General features: G+C 42.8%; 15 protein-coding genes and 1 other annotated feature. Of the genes, 14 read left to right on the forward strand and 1 reads right to left on the reverse strand.

The window, feature by feature from the left end; translation table 11 throughout:
• From ftsL to AWM75_RS06600, 14 genes are all read left to right on the forward strand, one after another.
• A complete protein-coding gene (ftsL, locus tag AWM75_RS06535) occupies positions 1-432 on the forward strand; it encodes a cell division protein FtsL (RefSeq protein WP_067979842.1) in 432 nt (143 codons plus the stop codon).
• Positions 429-2,552, forward strand: coding sequence for a penicillin-binding transpeptidase domain-containing protein (locus AWM75_RS06540; protein WP_067979844.1), 2,124 nt, complete (start codon positions 429-431; stop codon positions 2,550-2,552). Before ftsL ends, AWM75_RS06540 begins: the two co-directional genes overlap by 4 nt.
• A 17-nt stretch (positions 2,553-2,569) precedes the next feature.
• Positions 2,570-3,520, forward strand: coding sequence for a phospho-N-acetylmuramoyl-pentapeptide-transferase (mraY, locus tag AWM75_RS06545; RefSeq protein WP_067979847.1), 951 nt, complete (start codon positions 2,570-2,572; stop codon positions 3,518-3,520).
• A gap of 14 nt (positions 3,521-3,534) precedes the next feature.
• Positions 3,535-4,923, forward strand: a complete 1,389-nt coding sequence (murD, locus tag AWM75_RS06550) for a UDP-N-acetylmuramoyl-L-alanine--D-glutamate ligase (RefSeq protein WP_067979850.1) — start codon at positions 3,535-3,537, stop codon at positions 4,921-4,923.
• Positions 4,920-6,023 (forward strand): undecaprenyldiphospho-muramoylpentapeptide beta-N-acetylglucosaminyltransferase, encoded by a 1,104-nt coding sequence (gene murG, locus AWM75_RS06555; protein WP_067979852.1) that lies wholly within the window; start codon positions 4,920-4,922, stop codon positions 6,021-6,023. The genes murD and murG overlap by 4 nt, the downstream gene beginning before the upstream one ends.
• A 17-nt stretch (positions 6,024-6,040) precedes the next feature.
• Positions 6,041-7,195, forward strand: coding sequence for a cell division protein FtsQ/DivIB (locus tag AWM75_RS06560; RefSeq protein ID WP_067979854.1), 1,155 nt, complete (start codon positions 6,041-6,043; stop codon positions 7,193-7,195).
• A 116-nt stretch (positions 7,196-7,311) separates the two neighbouring features.
• On the forward strand, positions 7,312-8,715 hold the full coding sequence (gene ftsA, locus AWM75_RS06565) for a cell division protein FtsA (protein WP_067979858.1): 1,404 nt from the start codon (positions 7,312-7,314) through the stop codon (positions 8,713-8,715).
• A gap of 23 nt (positions 8,716-8,738) precedes the next feature.
• The gene (gene ftsZ / locus AWM75_RS06570) at positions 8,739-10,049 is read left to right on the forward strand and encodes a cell division protein FtsZ (RefSeq protein WP_067979861.1); all 1,311 of its coding nucleotides are present in this window, start codon (positions 8,739-8,741) and stop codon (positions 10,047-10,049) included.
• Position 10,050: 1 nt separating this feature from the next.
• Complete coding sequence (locus AWM75_RS06575; RefSeq protein WP_067979864.1) at positions 10,051-10,737, forward strand: YggS family pyridoxal phosphate-dependent enzyme; 687 nt, start codon at positions 10,051-10,053, stop codon at positions 10,735-10,737.
• Positions 10,730-10,981, forward strand: coding sequence for a YggT family protein (locus AWM75_RS06580; RefSeq protein ID WP_074572484.1), 252 nt, complete (start codon positions 10,730-10,732; stop codon positions 10,979-10,981). The genes AWM75_RS06575 and AWM75_RS06580 overlap by 8 nt, the downstream gene beginning before the upstream one ends.
• Before the next feature lie 20 nt (positions 10,982-11,001).
• Positions 11,002-11,787 carry a YlmH family RNA-binding protein gene (locus AWM75_RS06585; RefSeq protein WP_067979870.1) on the forward strand — a complete coding sequence of 262 codons (786 nt, stop codon included), beginning with the start codon at positions 11,002-11,004 and terminating at the stop codon, positions 11,785-11,787.
• An 11-nt stretch (positions 11,788-11,798) separates the two neighbouring features.
• Positions 11,799-12,608, forward strand: coding sequence for a DivIVA domain-containing protein (locus tag AWM75_RS06590; protein WP_067979873.1), 810 nt, complete (start codon positions 11,799-11,801; stop codon positions 12,606-12,608).
• Between the two features lie 45 nt (positions 12,609-12,653).
• Positions 12,654-12,861 (forward strand) — a binding site (T-box leader).
• Positions 12,862-12,896: 35 nt separating this feature from the next.
• Entirely contained in the window at positions 12,897-15,680 is a 2,784-nt protein-coding gene (ileS, locus tag AWM75_RS06595) for an isoleucine--tRNA ligase (protein WP_067979876.1), read from the forward strand.
• A gap of 1 nt (position 15,681) precedes the next feature.
• The gene (locus tag AWM75_RS06600) at positions 15,682-15,891 is read left to right on the forward strand and encodes a cold-shock protein (RefSeq protein ID WP_067979878.1); all 210 of its coding nucleotides are present in this window, start codon (positions 15,682-15,684) and stop codon (positions 15,889-15,891) included.
• Between the two features lie 74 nt (positions 15,892-15,965).
• On the opposite strand, the gene AWM75_RS06605 is transcribed toward AWM75_RS06600, so the two are convergent.
• Positions 15,966-16,211, reverse strand: coding sequence for a GlsB/YeaQ/YmgE family stress response membrane protein (locus AWM75_RS06605; protein WP_200778303.1), 246 nt, complete (start codon positions 16,209-16,211; stop codon positions 15,966-15,968).
• Positions 16,212-16,249: the final 38 nt, after the last annotated feature.

Raw genomic sequence — 16,249 nt, forward strand, 5'->3', positions numbered from 1 at the left:
ATGGCGATTTTTGCCTTGGAGAGGGACAAGACCTTTATCTTCCATGCCATGCCCGCAGAAAAGGCGATTCCTGATCAGACTAGCGACCAGGGAGATAGTCGTGATGCGACCAAGCATGATATTAATGAATTAGATCGAGCCTATGAGGCCTTGCCTAGTAATATTTTGACTGGTAAAAATTGGCTAACTTTAGCAGGCTTTTTTGCCTTTAGCCTACTATGCCTGTGGGGGGCTGTAGGCTCGCAGGCGAACGCTTCTAAGCTGGAGCAAGACCTTAGCCAATTACAAGGGCAAGCTCAAGAGTTGTCCGTTAAAAAAGGACACTTAAGCCAGGAAGTTCACGAACTATCTACTTATGACCGTGTTATGGAAATTGCAGAAGATTATGGTTTAACAATGAATGAAGATAATATAAGGAATGTGGAAAAATGAAAGAAGACCAGGCAAAAACAAGGAGAATAGCTTTTATTCGCCGAATGTTACTGGTTGTTATCCTTGTAGCCGTCATTTTTTTAGCACGCTTCGGCCAAATTATGCTTGCCGGGCGTGCTTTTGGCGTTAATTTGAGAGAACGGACACAAGTGATGTATGGCCAGGAAAATTTAGTTGTGGCGCCAAGGGGAACCATTTATGATGTCGGTGGCAATCCGATTGCCTTAGATGCGGATGCTTATACGATGTATGCCGTATTAACTCCTAAATGGACTGATGCCGAGGCAGAACCTGAACATGTTGAGAACAAGGAGGCAACTGCCCAAGCATTGGCTAAGCATATTGATATGAGTGCTGAGGATATTTTAAAAACCCTTAGTCAAGAGGGTGTAGACCAAGTACAATTCGGTAATGCAGGCCAAAACTTATCCTATGCGCAAATGGCTGCTATCCAGGCTGAAAATCTACAAGGTATTAAATTTAGTGAGACACCGAGTCGGCTGTATCCTAATCAGGTTTTTGCCTCGCATTTAATTGGTTATGCTGATTTTAAACAGGCAGCTGATAAGATAGATAGTCGTTTGTTTGGTGAATTAGGCTTAGAGCTCAGCCGAGATGAAAATTTAGCAGGTGAAAATGGCTATCAAACAGCAAATAAGAAAACTGGTAATAAAACGATAGTCAAAGAAGCCCAAGAGGGGCAGGATATTTATACAACCCTAGATTCACGTTTACAAACCTATTTGGAAACTTTAGTTAACCAGGTAGATGATAAGTATCAGCCCAAAAAACTGACTGCTATGTTGGTTGAACCGACTACAGGTAAAATTGTTGCTGCCACCCAAAGACCAACCTTTAACCCACAAACTAGGGAAGGTTTAGAAGATATGTGGCAGAATCTCTTAGTTGAAGATTCCTACGAGCCAGGATCGACATTTAAAATCCTGACAGTTGCGGCAGCCGTTGAAGAGGGCATTTTTGATCCTAATGCTTATTACCAATCCGGTTCGATTGAAATTGATGGTTCAGTTATCAGTGATTATAATAAGGTGGGCTGGGGGGCAATTACCCAACTAGAAGGATTAGCTAGATCTAGTAATGTGCTGACGGTTGAGCTAGTTCAGGCGATGGGTTATGATACTTGGAAAAACTATATGTATGAGTTTGGACTCTTGCAAAAGCCCAACTCAGGTTTTGCTAATGAGACAGCAGGATCAATGAATTATGAAGTAGAGTTTGAAAAAGCTTCAACCTCCTTTGGACAGGGTATCCGCCTATCCCCCTGGCAAATGGTTCAGGCGCTGACAGCTGTTGCTAATGATGGGCAGATGATGGCTTTACAGATTATTGATCGTTATGAGGACCAAGATGGTCAAATTCAAGTAGTTAAACCTGAACAGAAAAATCAACCTATATCTGCCGAAACAGCCCAAAAAACACGTCAATTTTTAACTGAAGTTGTTAATAGCGAACATGGATCTGGTCGATCTTATGCTATTGAAGGAGTTGACTTAGCAGTCAAAACGGGGACGGCAGAAATTTTTGATGAGGATGCCCAGCAATATCTAGCTGGTGGTAACAACTACCTCTTCTCTATGGCTGGAATGGCTCCTGCTGATAATCCACAATATATTATGTACATTACCCTACAGCAACCTATTGAAGGCACAGGGGTTTATCCTAACCAAATGATTGCAGAAATTTTTGTGCCCCTGATGGAAAGAGCTCTAGCATATAATGCTGTTGGCAATGAATTAGAGCACCAACAAGAGGTCTTGCCTGATTTCAGCGGACAATCTGTCTTATCAGCCCAAAGTCGACTGAATGAATTAGGATTCTTGAAAACTCGGCGAATTGGCCAAGGAGACCAAGTGATTGCCCAGAGTCCAGCTGGAGGGGAAAGCCTAGCTAGTAACCAAACAGTTATCTTAATTACTGATTATGATGGGCTTGCGCCTGATTTTAGTGGGCTAACCCGTAGTGAAGCCCAGCGACTCGCCAATAGTCTAGGGATTGAAGTCCGCTTAGAAGGTGAAGGAATAGTTGTTGGTCAATCGATTGCAGCCGGCAATCCTCTAGCCCAAGATCAGCCACTTGTCCTGCAGTTACAGCAAGCCTAATTTGAAAGGAATGTATTATGCTAATTAATTTCATAGTGACATTTATAATCACAGTAATCTTAATGCCCATATTTATAAGATTCATGCGCACCCACCAATTTGGTCAAGAAATTCGTGACGAAGGGCCAGCCTGGCATGAAGTTAAATCGGGAACACCGACTATGGGTGGCACGGTCTTTCTGATGGTAGCCAGCCTAGTAACAGTTGTGTCCTTGCTATTTAATCAGCAAGGTGGAGAGGCCCAAGCCTGGCTCTTAGTTTTCGCTCTTTTATTTTTTGCTGCTATCGGCTTTTTAGACGATTTTTTGATTATCTTTCGGAAGCAAAATGAAGGATTAAAATCGGGACAAAAATTTGTTGCTCAAATGATTGGATCAGCTGTCCTTGTCCTATTAATGACGCTGATGGCCCAGCAGGTGGCTATTCCACTCCCTATGATAGGCTTAGTGACTAACCCACTTTTGGTTTTTGTTTTTCTATTGATTTGGATTACCGGTTTCTCCAATGCTTTTAATTTAACAGATGGTTTAGACGGTCTCTCCTCTGGGGTCGGGATCGTTTCTTTTACCACCTATGCCTACCTAGCTTACCAAGCTAATCAAGCGGACATTGCTGCTTTCTGTATGGCTGTAGTTGGTGGGTTACTAGGTTTTATTATATTTAATGTGAAGCCAGCTAAAATTTTTATGGGCGATGTGGGTTCCCTGGCTCTAGGGGCGGTACTAGCGGTTATCTCAGTTTTATTAGGTAATCCCTGGACCCTATTATTAGTAGGATTTATCTATATCGTTGAAACACTTAGTGTGATTTTACAGGTTATTTCCTTTAAAACTACTGGTAAGCGTCTGTTTAAGATGAGTCCAATTCATCACCATTTTGAGATGTTAGGTTGGTCTGAATGGCGGGTAGTAACCACCTTTTGGGCCTGTCAATTACTGGCTAGTATTATTGCTATCATCCTCTTTTAAAAAGGAGTTTTAAAATGAAAAAACAAGCAATCTCTAATCTTGCTCAGGAAAAGATTCTGGTCTTAGGTTTGGCTGTGACTGGAATGAGTGTGGTTAAGTGTTTAAACCAACAGGGTATTAAATTAACAATCAATGATATAACTCCTATTGATGAAAATGAGGCTGCCCAGATGGCTAAAGCTGCCGGTAACCGAGTTATTACAGGCGACCATCCGGTAGAAATACTGGCGGACGGTTATACTTTGCTAGTAAAGAATCCTGGTATTCCTTATTCTAATCCCATGGTAGTTGAGGCTTTACGCTTGGGAATTCCTGTTGTGACTGATGTAGAGTTGGCGGGTCGACTAAGCCAGGCGCCTTTGATTGCTATTACTGGCTCTAATGGCAAGACCACAACCACTACTATGACCAGCCAAATTTTAAGGGCAGCTGATCAACCAGGACATAAAAGTTTTGTGGGTGGGAATATCGGGATTCCCTTACTAGAAGTGGTGACCCAAGCTGGGGATGGAGATCGGATAGTTTGTGAATTATCAAGCTTTCAATTAAAGGGAACCCAGGAATTCAAACCCCATATTGCAGCCATAACCAATATCTTCCCTGCCCACCTGGATTATCATGGTAGTATTGAAGATTATATTAATTCTAAATGGCAAATCACTAGCAATCAGACAGCAGAGGATTATTTAATTGTCAATGCTGACCAAGATGACCTAGTACAGCTGTTGCCAACTAGTCAGGCACAAATCATTCCGTTTTCACGAAAAATAAAGCTAGACCAGGGTGCTTACTATGATGAAGCCAACCAGGGGTTTTATTTTAATAGCGAGCTGGTGATGACTAAAGCAGATTTAGCCTTGCCTGGCGGTCACAATATCGAAAATGCCTTAGTGGCTATTGCTATCGCTAAATTACTCGATATTGATAATGTCATCATTAAAACTGTCTTGAGTCAATTTCACGGCGTGGCACATCGTTTACAATTTGTAGATCAAATCAACCAACGCCTCTTTTATAACGACTCTAAAGCGACCAATAATGAAGCAACCATTACTGCCCTGTCTAGTTTTAATCAAGACTTAATCTGGTTAGCTGGTGGTCTTGACAGGGGCAGCAAGCTTGATGTCTTGCTGCCTTATCTTGACCATGTTCAGACCATGGTTGTCTTTGGTGAAAACCAAGCAGATTTCATAGCTTTAGCTAGTCAAGCTGGTATTAATCAAGTTATTCAAGCCCGGGATGTCGCCCAAGCAGTTGGTCTAGCCTACCAAATTAGCCAGGCCGGAGATGCTATTTTATTATCACCAGCCTCGGCCTCGTGGGACCAATATCCTAATTTTGAAGTCCGTGGACAGGTATTTATTGATGCAGTTAACCAGCTAAAGGAGGAAATTGAATCATGAGAATTGTGCTATCCGGTGGGGGAACAGGTGGCCATATCTATCCTGCTCTGGCGTTAAGAGTCGCCCTACTAGCTCAGTATCCTCAAGCAGAATTTTTGTATATTGGTACCGAAAATGGCTTAGAGAGTAAACTTGTGCCTAAAGCAGGGCTCGCTTTCCAAGCCATCAAGATTCAGGGATTACGTCGTAGTTTATCACTAGAAAATGTGCGTACCGCCTACTATATGATGACCAGTGTAAATCGGTCAAAAAAAATCCTCAAAGATTTCAAACCCGATATTGTAGTAGGAACAGGCGGCTATGTCTGTGCACCTGTGCTATATGCAGCTAGTCATATGGGAATTCCGACTATTATCCATGAGCAGAATAGTGTGGCTGGCGTGACTAATAAATTCCTCGCTCGTTATGTGGACCGGATTGCTATCTGCTTTGAGCACGCCCGCCAAGACTTTGCTAAATATAAGCATAAAATTGTTTTTACGGGCAATCCTAGGGCTCAAGAAATAGCGCAAATAGCAAGTAAGGCTGATTTGACTTCGTACGGTTTGAATAATGATCAACCAACACTCTTAGTTTTTGGAGGCAGTCGTGGGGCGCAAAAAATTAATGAGGCTGTTTTAGAAATGGTTCCCTTGTTGGAAGAAAGGAATTACCAATGTCTAGTAGCTACCGGTGAAGCCTACTACCAATATTTTAAAGAAGAACTAGGAAATTTAGATCAATTTAATCAGGTAAGTATCCAGGCTTATATTGATGATATGCCAAGTTTGATGAATGCAGTTGATTTAGTGGTATGTCGTAGTGGTGCAACAACTCTGACAGAAATCACGGCTCTGGGTTTAGCTAGCATTTTAATTCCTAGTCCTAATGTGACGGGGAACCACCAACATGTGAATGCCCGTAGCTTGAGTGATCAGGGCGCAGCTATCTTACTTGATGAAGCGGATTTGACAAGCCAGCAATTGCTTGCCCAAATCGATGATTTAATGGCGTATCCTGACAAACGTCACCAGATGGCTAAGAAAGCCAAAGCACTCGGAGTAGCCGATGCAGGTGACCGTCTCGTTAGCGTGGTAGCAGAATTGATCAAAAGTAGTTAAAGAAAGGAGCTGGTGGAGTGGATTGGAATAAACAAAGACAACGCTATCAAAATAGGCGCCGTAATGACAAAAATCCTCAATTAGACCAGAATTATAATAAAACATCGGATAGCCTCGACCAAGTTGATCCTCCTAACCGCCACGCAAGTACTAGCTCCAAATCCACTACTACTAGTAATACTGATTATGATAGGTTAGTGGACACGAGCAATAGGGGATTTAAGCAAAAGCAGGCTCGGCAGACTCAAGGACTAAAAGTTAACCAGCTCGAATTGACATTCGGTCAACAAATCGCTTGGTTATCTGGTCCCATTTTAGTGTTGGTTTTATCGTGCTTATCCTTGTCACCACTAAATCAAGTAGGGCAGATCAAAGTAACTGGCAACCATTTATTAGCTAGTGACCAAGTGATTACAGATATGGGGATTCAGAGCCAGATGAGCCCTTGGTTTGTTTGGCGTAACCAAAACCAAATGATTCAACAGCTTGTTGGCTTTTATCCTCAGGTAAAAAACGCTAAGATTAATATCGGTTGGCGCCAGACGGTGGTAAATGTTGAAGAAAATCGGGTGGTGGGCTACGAAAAGCAAGCTGATATGTATTACCCCTTGCTAGAAACAGGCGATATTTTGAACCAAGCCAACCACCAACCCGGACAGCATGCCCCTATTTTACAAGGATTTAAGGAGGCTGATCGCCAAGCTTTACAAAAGGAGCTAGCTAAGCTAGGGCCAGATATTCTCAGCCAGATTGCCTTAATTGCGGCAGGAGATCGCCCTAACCTACTTTATCTACAAATGACAGATGGACAGGTGGTTGTCGCCCATATCAGTAGTTTGGCTGACCGCTTAATTTACTATCCAAGTGTGGCCAAGTCACTGGCGGAAGATGGATTGGCTCCGGGTTTGGTCGATATGCAGATAGGTATCAATTATGAGCCCTTAACTAGCGGTAATAATCCTTTCCATGACGGGCCGGCTCAAGGTGCTCCTGTTGACCAGGAGGCTAGCAACCAGTCAGCAGACAGCGGAGAACATGCCACCAGCCAGGAGGTAAACAGCCAAAGCCAGTCAGTATCTACCGATGAAGGTGTAGCTGTTAGTGATGAAAATTCTACTAGCGTTTCTCAGGAAAGCTTAGCAGGGTCAACTAGCTCATTTAGCCAGCAATAGTTAATCCGATAGATTAATATTAAGGATTTTGTTTCGTTCTCAATACTATTTGTGTTATCATTATACTGATATTAGTATATCTTGAAATATTAAGGAAATAAGGAGGTTTCAATAGCATGGTGCAACCCCAAATACATGTTAGTTTAGATATTGGAACCACTTCAATAAAAGTTATCGTTGCAGAATTTATTAATGGACAGTTAAACGTTATTGGAGTTGGCACTGAGCGTTCTCACGGTCTGAGCCGCGGTGTAATTGTTGATATAGATCAGACAGTCTCAGCTATCAAGGCAGCCGTTGACCAGGCTCAGCAAAAGTCTGGCCATAAAATTACTGAAGTTGTGGTCGGTGTTCCGAGTAATCAAATTAATATAGAACCCTGCTATGGGATGATTGCTGTAAATAGTGACAATAAAGAGATTACCAGTCAAGATGTTAAAAATGTCTTGCAGGCAGCCAAGGTTAGGGCAGTACCCCCGGAACGGGAAATTATTTCGGTATTACCAGAAGAATTTATTGTTGATGGTTTTGATGGTATTCGCGACCCGCGGGGCATGATTGGTGTACGGTTAGAACTATATGCTAGCCTAATTACCGGTCCTAAGACGATTACCCATAATATTCGCCGCTGTGTCGAATCAGCTGGCTTAAAGATAAAAGATTTTGTGGTTCAACCTTTAGCTATCTCTCAGGTCGCATTAAGTGAGAGTGAGCGTGAATTTGGTACAATCTTAATTGATTTAGGAGGCGGCCAATCTAGCGCTAGCGTCATGCATGATAACCAATTGAAGTTCTCATTCGTTGACCAAGAAGGTGGTCAGCATGTTACCAGCGATATTTCACAGATACTCAATACAACCATGGATAGCGCAGAACGAATTAAGCGAGAATATGGTTACGCTATTCCTGAAGATACTTCAAGTGAAGAATTTTTCCCGGTCCAAACAGTGGGTTCTAAGGAACCTGTTAAAATTGACGAGCGCTACCTATCTGAAATTATTGAAGCGCGTTTAAGACAGATTTTTGAAACTTTGAAGAAAGCACTCGACCAGGTTGAAGCCTTTGACCTACCAGGTAATGTGGTTTTAACAGGGGGCGGTGTCTCTCTGCCTGGCTTAGTTGAACTAGCTGAAGAGGTATTTGGTACGGAAGTTAAGGTTTATATACCAGAATATGTTGGCTTGAGGTCTCCTATTTACGCTACTGGTGTCGGTTTGATTCAGTATACTGAGCAATTAGCTGATGTTTACCAGCTTACCCAAGAAGAAGCCAGTATTGATAAGGCTCCTACTGAGGAAAGTAGGCGTCAGCAATCAGTTAATCGGCCAGTAGAAGTAGTCAACCACCGTCAGACTAGCCGTCCAGAGCCTGCGCCTGAACAATCGACCGTTAGGGTTGAAAAACATGATCAAGCTGGTCCTACTGACGATCAAGTTGAAAACCAAAATCAAGGTCATCAAGAGAAACCCCAATCTTTTGGTGAAAAAATCAGAAAATTCATCGATGAAGCATTTAGTTAAAAGGAATAAGCAGGAGGATAAACATGGATTTAGAATTTGAAAATGGATACAGCGACTTCGGTCATGCTGCAAATATTAAAGTTGTTGGTGTTGGTGGCGGTGGTAACAATGCTGTTAACCGTATGATTGCTGAGGGTGTATCCGGTGTTGAATTTATTGTTGCTAACACTGATACTCAAGCTCTAGAAAAATCTAATGCGGATGTTAAAATCCAATTGGGTCCTAAATCTACCCGTGGTTTAGGTGCCGGTGCGCAACCAGAAGTTGGTCGTAAAGCGGCTGAGGAATCAGAAGATAAGATTAAGGAAGCCCTAGAAGGTGCTGATTTAATCTTCATCACCGCTGGTATGGGTGGCGGTACCGGTACTGGTGCTGCCCCAATTGTTGCGCGTATTGCCAAGGAAGAAATTGAAGCCTTAACTGTCGGTGTAGTTACCCGTCCGTTTACCTTTGAAGGGCCAAAACGGGGCCGGTCAGCTGCTGAAGGTATTGCTGAAATGAAGCAACATGTAGATACCTTAGTTACAATTTCTAATAATCGATTATTAGAAATTGTTGACAAGAAAACGCCTATGATGGAAGCCTTTGGTGAAGCTGATAATGTCCTGCGCCAAGGTGTCCAAGGTATTTCTGACCTTATTACTTCACCTGGCTATGTTAACCTTGACTTTGCGGATGTGCGCACAGTGATGGCTGACCAAGGAACCGCCTTAATGGGTATCGGCGCTGGACAGGGCGAAAATCGGACAGCAGATGCTACTAAAAAGGCGATTTCTTCACCATTACTTGAAGTTTCAATTGATGGCGCTGAACAAATCCTCTTAAATATCAAGGGTGGTCATGATTTAACGCTGTTTGAAGCCCAAGATGCAGCTGATATTGTTGCAGCCGCTTCTTCATCAGAGGTAAATATTATCTTTGGTACTACAATTGATGAGTCATTGGAAGATGAAGTAATTGTTACTGTAATTGCGACTGGTATTGATGTTGAAAAACGTCGGGAAGAAAAGCAAAATCAACGTGGTGGCCGTCAGTCAGCTTTTACTAGTAATAATCAGACTCAAAATAGTAGCCAACCAGCTCGTAGCCAGTCTAGCCGTGACATTTCAAACCGGCCTGAACAATTTGAGCAAAAGATTAGCCGGGAACCCGTACAAGAAGGCCGCTATGATAGCCACTCAAACTGGGAACAACCAGCTAGTCGTGAACGTGACTATGACTATAATCGTTCTCAACATAATTCAAACTTTGACCGCGGCCAAAGCTACGGCGACCAAGCTGCATCTGAGGATGAATTAGATACACCACCATTCTTTAGAAAGCGTCGTCGTTAAGATGACAATTAGTGAGAATGTAAACCGCCTCCAGGCAGGTATTGACCAGGCCAAGGCCCAATCAGCGTCGTCTTCGCAGAAGGTGACGCTGATTTGCGTATCCAAGTATCATACAGTGGATGAGGCTATGGCTGTTTATCAAGCTGGGGTCCGTAACTTCGCTGAAAATCGGGTGGAAGGCTTTCTAGAGAAAAAAGCTGCGATGCCCAAAGATATCACTTGGCACCTTATTGGTAGTCTGCAGACACGTAAGGTTAAGGATGTTATTAACCAAGTTGACCTCTTTCACGCTTTAGACCGAATAAAATTAGCTAAGGAAATAAACAAACGGGCTGACCACGTGATTGATTGTTTAGTTCAAGTGAATGTCTCTGGCGAGGCCAGTAAACATGGCTTGGCGCCTGACCAGCTACTGGATTTCATTGATCAGCTAGCTGACTATCCAAAAATAAGAGTACAAGGTTTGATGACTATGGCACCTGCCCATGCTGGAGTAAATGATCTGCATAAGTATTTTAGCCAATTGCGGCAACTTGGCCAGCAAGTGGTTAGTCGCCAACTTAGTTATGCCCCTTGTCAGGAATTGAGTATGGGGATGTCGGGAGACTATCCTGTTGCTATTGCTGAAGGTGCTACCATGGTACGTATTGGCTCTGCATTTTTCCAAAAGGAGACCATTAATGACTAGTCTTGTCTATCTTATTAATCGTTTGATTACGATTTATATCTATATTTTAATTATCGATGCCATCCTTTCTTGGTTTCCTAATGCCAGGCAGTCTGCCTTTGGCCGCTTTATCAGTCGTCTAGCAGACCCTTATATTGAGATATTTGATGCCTTTATTCCAAGTATTGGGGGCCTCAGTTTCAATGTAATTATCGGTATTTTTGTTTTACAATTGGTACAACGCGGATTGATATACTTACTATAAAAGGAGGTTAGCTATAAGCTATGTGTCACTTACAACATTATGCTGACCATGAACATGACTTTGTCAGTCAAGTTGAAGAATGGCTAGATATTGTCGTACGCGACTATCGTCCTTGGTTAAGTTATTTTTTAAATCCTCGTCAGCAAACTATTGTGCGTCAATTAGTTGCTAGCTACCCCGATTGCCAGGTTTCTTTCTGGGGGGGCTATCGGGGAGCTGAGAACCAGCGCGCTTTGATTGCCCCAAGCTATTACCCAGCTCAAACGGCGGACTTTGAAATTAGCGCTTTTGAAATTTTATATGGTGCTAAATTTAACCAATTATCCCACCGGCAAATTTTAGGCACCCTATTAGGCCAGGGAATTGACCGCAACCGGCTCGGGGACATCATTAGTGATGGCCAGGCTTGGCAATTTTTTGTTGACCAAGCTATTGGTGATTTTCTAAATATTAGCGTAGAACGCATCGGTTCGACTAAGGTGACTTTAAAGGCACTGACCGATGCTGATGAAATTCTGCATTTACAAGAAAATTGGCAAATGCGTGAATTAGTGGTTTCATCTTTGCGCTTAGACTTAGTGATTGGCGAAGCCCTAAAATTGTCACGGCAAAAAAGTAAGCAGTTGGTTGAAGGGGGCCAGTGTAAGGTGAACTGGCGTCAAGTCGACCAGGCAAGTTACTCGCTTGCCCAGGGGGATATTATTTCGGTTAGGTCTTTTGGCAGATTACGCTTTGATGGTATACTAAAAGAAACCAAAAAAGATAAGTACCGAATTAGTATCGCTGTTTTAAAAAGTAACAGTTAGGAGCAAGTATAATGAAGGCCAAAGATTTAGCAAAAAAAGAATTTAAGCAAAAGCTATCTGGTTATGATAAGCAAGAAGTCAAGGATTATCTCCAAGAAGTCATGCGGGCAATGACTAATTTGGAGGAGTCTAATGCCTATTTGCAAGACCAACTGTATCAAGCCAATGCAGAATTAGATGATTATCATAAGAAAGAGTCTGCTTTAAACCGTTCGATAGTAGTAGCCCAAGAAGCAGCTGACCAATTGAGAGCTAATGCCTTAAGTGAGGCAGATACGATTATTGCTCAGGTGGAAAAAGAGGTAGAAAGTCTACTGACTCAGGCGGCTCAAAAAGCAACTAATATCAATTATGAAACCAATAACTTACAAGAAGCATCGCGCACCTTTCTCCACCAGATGGTTGCCATGACTAAGGGTGCTCAGGCAATGTTAGCGGATGAACGATGGACCCACCTTTTTGGTCCGGAAGGTGTTGAAGAAGTTGCAACGCCTAATCTCAATGAAGTGTTGGCTCAATATAATTTGCCAGTCTATAGTGATGCGGCTGCTGTTTTTCAAGATCAAGCTGACCAAAGTCGTAAGCATCATGAAACTGAGGCTTTCTTTAATAACGATCGACCAGCAGTTAGCCAGGCTGAACTGGCCAGCCTGAACCAGGAGAAGGATGACCAAGACCAGTCCAGTCAGGCTGAGGCAACAAGCCAATCCTTGACTAGCGACCAGACCACTGAAGAGCTAGTTGATCAGAAGCCATTAGCAGATGATGAAGCAGCTAGCCTAGCCCCAATTAATCTTGAAGAAGATACTAATCAAGCTTAATTAAATATTGAAATCTGTTTGGCTTTTAGTTATGATAAATCTATATTTAAAGCAAAGAATGGAACAAGATTTATTGCCAGCTAGTTCAAAGAGAGGTCTACATTAGCTGAAAGTAGACTAGTTAGCCCAATAAATTATCATCCAGGAGCTGTTTACTGAAGCTAGTAGGTAAACCGTAGGCGGCGATAACGCAGTAGAGTGCTATAGTTGCTATAGTTAATTTGGGTGGTACCACGATAACTTCGTCCCTTTCGGACGGAGTTTTTTTGTTTGCAAAGGAGAAATAATATGAAAATGAAAGATACTTTAAACTTAGGGAAAACTAAGTTCCCAATGCGGGGAAATTTACCAGTAAAGGAAGTCGAACGACAAAAAGTTTGGGCAGATGCCGATGTTTACGGCCAAAGACAAGCTAAAAATGAAGGCAAACCGACCTTCGTGCTCCATGATGGTCCCCCATACGCTAACGGTAATATCCACATCGGGCATGCCATGAATAAGATTTCTAAGGATATTATTGTGCGCTCAAAATCAATGTCAGGCTATCGGGCTCCTTACGTTCCGGGCTGGGATACTCATGGCCTACCAATTGAACAGGCCTTAACTAATTCAGGTGTTGACCGCAAGTCAATGTCTACTGCTGAATTTAGAAAATTATGTGAAGAATATGCTTGGCAACAAATTAATGGTCAACGAAATGATTTCAAGCGTTTAGGGGTTGCCGGCGAATGGGATAATCCCTATGTTACGCTGGATCCGGTTTATGAAGAGCAACAGATTCGCCTCTTCGGTAAGATGGCTAGCCGTGGCTTAATTTACCAAGGCAAGAAACCAGTTTACTGGTCACCATCTAGTGAATCAACTCTAGCTGAAGCTGAGATTGAATATAAGGATGTTGAATCTGATTCGATTTATGTAGCCTTCCAGGTTAAAGAAAGTTTTGGTAAGTTACCAAGTGATACGAACTTTATTATTTGGACAACCACCCCATGGACCCTACCAGCCAACTTAGCTATTGCTGTTCATCCGGATTTTGATTATAGCTTAATCGCTGTTAATGATAGTCATTACTTAGTAGCAAGTGACTTGTTAGACCAAGTGGCAGGTATTTGTAACCTTGAAGGCTACCAGGTAGTTGGTCAGTTCAAGGGCCGTGATTTGGAAAAAATGACAGCTCAACACCCATTCTATGACCGTGACTCATTGGTTATTTTAGGTGACCATGTTACCTTGGATGCCGGTACTGGTCTAGTCCATACTGCGCCTGGGCATGGTGAAGATGACTATTATGCTGGCTTAAAATATGGCTTAGAGCCCTTATCACCAATTGATGACCAGGGTCATTATACCGATGAAGCACCTGGCTTAGAAGGCGTCTTTTATGCTAAAGGTAATAAATTGGTGCTAGAAAAGTTAAAAGAAGTCGGTGCCTTATTACATAGCAGCCGTTTTGTTCACTCTTATCCACATGACTGGCGGACTAAAAAGCCGGTTATTTACCGGGCGACACCACAATGGTTCTGCTCAGTGGACGATATCCGTGACCGCACCCTTGAAGTGATTGAAAACGAAGTAGAATGGCTCCACCCATCAGGTCAAACCAGAATTTATAATATGATCCGTGATCGGGGCGATTGGGTTATTTCTCGGCAAAGAATTTGGGGGGTACCATTACCAATCTTTTATGCTGAAAATGGTCAAGCAATCATGACCGAGGAAACCATTGACCACGTGGCTAGTTTAATTGGCCAACATGGCTCTAGTATTTGGTATGAGCTGCCAGCTGAAGAGCTACTTCCGGCCGGATTTACCCATCCAGGGTCACCGAATGGTAAGTTCACCAAGGAATTAGATACGATGGATGTTTGGTTTGATTCCGGTTCTTCTCATGCTGGTGTGCTAGAAACCCGTCCTAATCTAACCTTCCCTGCTGATATGTATCTTGAAGGGTCTGACCAATACCGAGGCTGGTTCAACTCCTCATTATTAACGAGTGTAGCAGTTAACGACCAAGCACCTTATCGGTCAGTCTTATCTCAAGGTTTTGTAAATGATGGTGAAGGCCGCAAGATGTCTAAGTCGATTGGTAATGTTGTATCACCTAATGATGTGGCTGGTCAAAGAGGAGCCGATATCTTACGCTTATGGGTGACGTCAGTAGATACCAGGTATGATGTGCGGATTTCAGATGATATCCTGGCGCAAGTTGCTGAAAACTATCGTCGGATTCGTAATACCATGCGCTTTATGCTCGGAAACTTAACTGACTTTGATCCAACCAGTGACGCGGTTGCCTACGCTGACTTAGATTCAGTTGACCAATTTATGCTTAACCAATTAAATGATTTGGTCGCTAATGTTCGTAATGCCTACGACCGCTACGATTTCATGGAAGTAACACGCTCAATTTCTAACTTCTTGAATATTCAGATGTCTAGCTTCTATTTAGATTATTCAAAGGATGTTACCTATATCGAGCTGGCGGATAGCCCAGCCCGTCGCAATATGCAAACGGTTATGTATCAAGTGACGCGTGACTTAACGATTCTGTTAACCCCAATCTTGGTACATACCACTGAGGAAATTTGGCCTTATCTGAAAGAAGCAGAAGAGTTTGTACAATTGACGGAATTCCCTGAGGTTAAGCAATATCCTAACCATGACCAACTAGCAGAAATTTGGACCGCCTTTATTACCTTGCGTGACCAAGTTAATAAGTCTCTAGAGCAAGCTAGAGAAGATAAGGTAATCGGTAAATCTCTAGAAGCCCATCTGACCCTTTATGTTGATCAGGCTCACCAGGACCTAGTCGACCAAGTTGGGCCTAAATTAGCTACCTACCTAATCGTATCGCAATTAGATGTGCGTCCCCTCAAAGAAGCTGATGACCAAGCAGATCAGTATGACGGCCTAGCTATCAAAGTCGACCATGCACACGGGGAAACCTGTGTCCGTTGCCGGGGGGTTTACGAATCAGTTGGTACGGTTACTCAGGCGCCAGAGCTTTGTCAACGCTGTGCTGATATTGTGATTAACCATTTCCCTGAAGCATTAGAAGAAGAGGAAGAATAGCATGTTTTTAGGCCAAGTTAAGTCTTATGATCCGAAAAGGGGATATGGCTTTATTACCATTCCTAACCATCCCGAGGAAGGTGAAGTCTTTGTTCAAAGACAGGCCTTCGCGCATACCTCGCTTGACCAATTAGTTGTTGGCCAGGAGGTCTATCTGGAGATTGCTGAAGGTAAGCAAGGACCCCAAGCGGTAAATTTACAGATTAAATAATAAAAATCCACTTGCCTGACTCTGTTGCAGAGTAGGCAAGTGGATTTTTTCATAAACGATTAGAAAAGTATGGTTTACATTTTCCGTGAAATCAGGCTAAATAGCAGGACTAAGATTACTGCACCGATTGTAGCAGGTACTACAGCCATGCCTGATACAGTAGGGCCCCAGTCACCAAACAGCCAGCCACCTAGTGAAGAACCGAGGAGACCAGCAATGATGTTACCAACGACACCACCTGGTACATCACGACCAGCGATTAGTCCGGCTAACCAGCCAATGATACCACCGACGATTAGACTAAAAATCCAACCCATTATTGTCACATCCTTTCTTCATAATAGCTTTATTATACTAC

The sequence above is a fragment of the Aerococcus urinaehominis genome (genome assembly GCF_001543245.1).
GTDB classification, from domain to species: Bacteria; Bacillota; Bacilli; order Lactobacillales; family Aerococcaceae; genus Aerococcus; species Aerococcus urinaehominis.

Bases quoted from the DNA above. Each gene is read 5' to 3' on its own strand.
- ftsL (WP_067979842.1), top strand. From the start codon at position 1: ATGGCGATTTTTGCCTTGGAGAGGGACAAGACCTTTATCTTCCATGCC.
- AWM75_RS06540 (WP_067979844.1), top strand. From the start codon at position 429: ATGAAAGAAGACCAGGCAAAAACAAGGAGAATAGCTTTTATTCGCCGA.
- mraY (WP_067979847.1), top strand. From the start codon at position 2,570: ATGCTAATTAATTTCATAGTGACATTTATAATCACAGTAATCTTAATG.
- murD (WP_067979850.1), top strand. From the start codon at position 3,535: ATGAAAAAACAAGCAATCTCTAATCTTGCTCAGGAAAAGATTCTGGTC.
- murG (WP_067979852.1), top strand. From the start codon at position 4,920: ATGAGAATTGTGCTATCCGGTGGGGGAACAGGTGGCCATATCTATCCT.
- ftsA (WP_067979858.1), top strand. From the start codon at position 7,312: ATGGTGCAACCCCAAATACATGTTAGTTTAGATATTGGAACCACTTCA.
- ftsZ (WP_067979861.1), top strand. From the start codon at position 8,739: ATGGATTTAGAATTTGAAAATGGATACAGCGACTTCGGTCATGCTGCA.
- AWM75_RS06575 (WP_067979864.1), top strand. From the start codon at position 10,051: ATGACAATTAGTGAGAATGTAAACCGCCTCCAGGCAGGTATTGACCAG.
- AWM75_RS06580 (WP_074572484.1), top strand. From the start codon at position 10,730: ATGACTAGTCTTGTCTATCTTATTAATCGTTTGATTACGATTTATATC.
- AWM75_RS06585 (WP_067979870.1), top strand. From the start codon at position 11,002: ATGTGTCACTTACAACATTATGCTGACCATGAACATGACTTTGTCAGT.
- AWM75_RS06590 (WP_067979873.1), top strand. From the start codon at position 11,799: ATGAAGGCCAAAGATTTAGCAAAAAAAGAATTTAAGCAAAAGCTATCT.
- ileS (WP_067979876.1), top strand. From the start codon at position 12,897: ATGAAAATGAAAGATACTTTAAACTTAGGGAAAACTAAGTTCCCAATG.
- AWM75_RS06600 (WP_067979878.1), top strand. From the start codon at position 15,682: ATGTTTTTAGGCCAAGTTAAGTCTTATGATCCGAAAAGGGGATATGGC.